Annotated in this window: 3 protein-coding genes and 1 pseudogene; all 4 read left to right on the top strand. The window is 57.2% G+C overall.

What is annotated here, in order from left to right; translation table 11 throughout:
• Nucleotides 1-685: FAD-dependent oxidoreductase (locus DBR24_RS18360; protein ID WP_128615451.1), on the top strand; the 685-nt coding region annotated here is incomplete at its 5' end.
• Between the two features lie 30 nt (nucleotides 686-715).
• Complete coding sequence (locus DBR24_RS18355) at nucleotides 716-1,060, top strand: cupin domain-containing protein (protein WP_123468586.1); 345 nt, start codon at nucleotides 716-718, stop codon at nucleotides 1,058-1,060.
• Nucleotides 1,061-1,115: 55 nt separating this feature from the next.
• Nucleotides 1,116-2,201: a polyamine ABC transporter substrate-binding protein gene (locus DBR24_RS18350; RefSeq protein WP_128615450.1), complete on the top strand. Its 1,086-nt coding sequence runs from the start codon at nucleotides 1,116-1,118 to the stop codon at nucleotides 2,199-2,201.
• A gap of 465 nt (nucleotides 2,202-2,666) precedes the next feature.
• A pseudogene (locus DBR24_RS34865) lies at nucleotides 2,667-2,809 on the top strand (hypothetical protein); the annotation flags it as partial.

The raw sequence follows: 2,809 nt of genomic DNA, 5'->3' as shown, positions 1-2,809 counted from the left end.
TTCGGTGACCTTGCCGCCCTTGGGGCGCTACCAGTTGCCAGTGCAAAGCCTGATCGTCGCCACCGAACCATTGTCTGCGGCCACCTGGGACGAGATCGGGCTCAATCGCGGCCAGGCCTTCAGTGAATTCAGCCGTCAGGTCACCTACGGCCAGCGCAGTGCCGACAATCGCCTGATCTTCGGCGCCCGTGGCGGCTATCAGTTCGCCGGCAAGTTGCGCCACAACTTCGATCTGACCCGCGATGAAGTCGAACTGCGCCGCTATCTGTTCGGTGAACTGTTCCCGCAGTTGAAGAACGTGCAGATCACTCACGCCTGGGGCGGCAATCTCGGCATGTCCCGGCATTTCAAGCCGCACATGCTCTGCGACCGCGCCAACGGGATCGCGCTGTCGGGCGGTTACGGCGGCGAGGGCGTCGGCGGCAGCAATCTCGGTGGCCGTACGCTGGCGGACCTGATTCTCGAGCGCGACACCGAATTGACGCAGCAACCCTGGGTGTTGCCGGACGGCGGCATTCACGCCCTGCGCGCTTGGGAACCGGAGCCGTGCCGCTGGCTCGGTTACAACGCCATCATCAAAAGCTTTGTCCATGAGGACCAGACCCTGGCCAACCCGGCGACCGCGCCCTGGCGGCGCAAACTCGCCAGTCGGGTGGCTGGCTTCATGGAAGGTTTCATGCACTAAACGCCGTTCTATTCAACAGCAGGTCAGACCATGAGCATTACGCAGTTCAAGAACACCGCCACATTGCAGCTGGACGAATCCAACCCGGTGGCCGTGCCGCTGGGCGAGCCGGTCGCCATTGCGTCGACCACCAGTGTCGAGCGCGACGATGGCGTCGAAACCGGCGTCTGGGCGTGCACCCCCGGGCGCTGGCGCCGGCAGATCACCGCCCAGGAGTTTTGCCATTTCATTTCCGGCCGTTGCACGTTCACTCCGGACGGTGGCGGCGAAACCCTGCATATACAAGGTGGCGACGCACTGATGTTGCCGGCCAACACGCTCGGTGTCTGGGATATCCAGGAGACCGTGCGCAAGACCTATGTCCTGATTTTCTGATTGTTTGATCCTTTGATTGCCTGCCAACAAAAAAAGCCCCTACAGGAATCGACCCATGATCCAGAAAACCCTCGCACTGGCGCCGCTGTTGCTGGCCGTCTCCATCAGTCACGCGGCCGAAACGGTCAAGGTGTACAACTGGTCCGACTACATCGCGCCGGACACCACCAAGCATTTCGAGAAGGAAACCGGTGTCGGCGTCACCTATGACGTCTACGACAGCAACGAAACCCTCGACGGCAAACTGATGACCGGTAAATCCGGTTACGACGTGGTGTTTCCCTCCAACCACTTCATGGCGCGGCAGATTCAGGGCGGGGCGCTGAAAAAGCTCGACAAGAGCCAGTTGCCGAACTGGAAGAACCTCAATCCGGTGCTGCTCAAAGCGTTGCAGACCAACGACCCGAACAATGAGCACGGCTTCCCGTATCTGTGGGGCAGCACCGGCATCGGTTACAACATCGCCAAGGTCAAAGCGGTACTGGGCGACAACGCGCCGGTGGATTCCTGGGATCTGATTTTCAAACCCGAATACATGGAAAAACTGCAGAAATGCGGGGTAGCCATCCTCGACAACGGCCCGGAACTACTGCCGGCGGCGCTCAATTACCTCGGGTTGCCGCCACACAGCAAGAACCCCGAAGACTACAAAAAGGCGGAAGCGCTGCTGATGAAAGTGCGACCGTATGTCAGTTACTTCCATTCCTCGAAGTACACCAGCGACCTGGCCAACGGCGACATTTGTGTCGCGGTGGGTTTCTCCGGCGACATCCTGCAAGCGGAAAACCGCGCCAGGGAAGCGAAAAACGGCATCGAGATCGGCTACGCGATTCCCAAGGAAGGCGCGGCAATCTGGTTCGACATGGTTGCCATGCCTGCCGACGCGCCGGACGAGAAGGCCGGCTATGCGTTCATGAACTACCTGCTGCGCCCGGACGTCATGGCCGGCATCAGCAATTACGTGCATTACGCCAACGGCAACGAACAGGCCGACAGCCTGATCGACCCGGCGATCAAAAATGACACCAAGGTCTATCCGAGCCCGGAGATGATGGGCAAGCTGTTTGCGCTGGAGGCGATGCCGCTCAACATCGACCGAATCCGTACCCGCGTCTGGAACAAGATCCGCACCGGCAGCTGATATTCTTGCGTCTACAAATCCCTGTGGGGGCGGGCTTGCTCGCGAAAGCGGTGTGTCATTCGACGGCAATGTTGACTGATCCGATGCCTTCGCGAGCAAGCCCGCTTCCACAGGGATTTCCAGTATTTGAACGATTGATATCAATGCGCTGGCACGCACTAATAAAGTGCAGGAAAGTGAGACGCGGCTAACAAAAAACAACTTACCGATATTTAATATTTAAATAGAAAATCGTCTGACAATTAGGCGAAAGCACATCCCTTAAAACATTCTTTCGACCCCGCACGCTTTGTTTACGGCAGTTTTTCGAAACAGCTTAATTTGATCTCAAAAAAATGCTTTACGACAGATTTCAAATTGTGTCAGGTTTCTTACGCCTTCATTGGGCGAGTGATAGGACGATCTCGCCAGAGATTGTCGCTATCGGACAAAAACTGTTCCATTGCTAAACAAGGAAGTGTGTTTATGTCGAAAGTAAAAGCTAACGCTATTGATATCACCGCAGACACATTTGTGCCTGTCGGCGCCGTGCAGTCTCTGGCTGCCACCAGCTCCGCCTGGAACCAGATCAATAGCTTCAGCCATCAGTACGACCGTGGCGGTAATCT

The organism is Pseudomonas sp. HMWF006, assembly GCF_003061205.1.
In the GTDB taxonomy this organism is placed as follows: domain Bacteria; phylum Pseudomonadota; class Gammaproteobacteria; order Pseudomonadales; family Pseudomonadaceae; genus Aquipseudomonas; species Aquipseudomonas monsensis.
Note: the sequence above shows the minus strand (reverse complement) of the source record. Positions and strands in the feature narration are given on the sequence as shown.

What these genes read in the sequence shown, in the direction of transcription:
- DBR24_RS18350 (WP_128615450.1), top strand. Translation starts at nt 1,116, where the DNA reads ATGATCCAGAAAACCCTCGCACTGGCGCCGCTGTTGCTGGCCGTCTCC.
- DBR24_RS18355 (WP_123468586.1), top strand. Translation starts at nt 716, where the DNA reads ATGAGCATTACGCAGTTCAAGAACACCGCCACATTGCAGCTGGACGAA.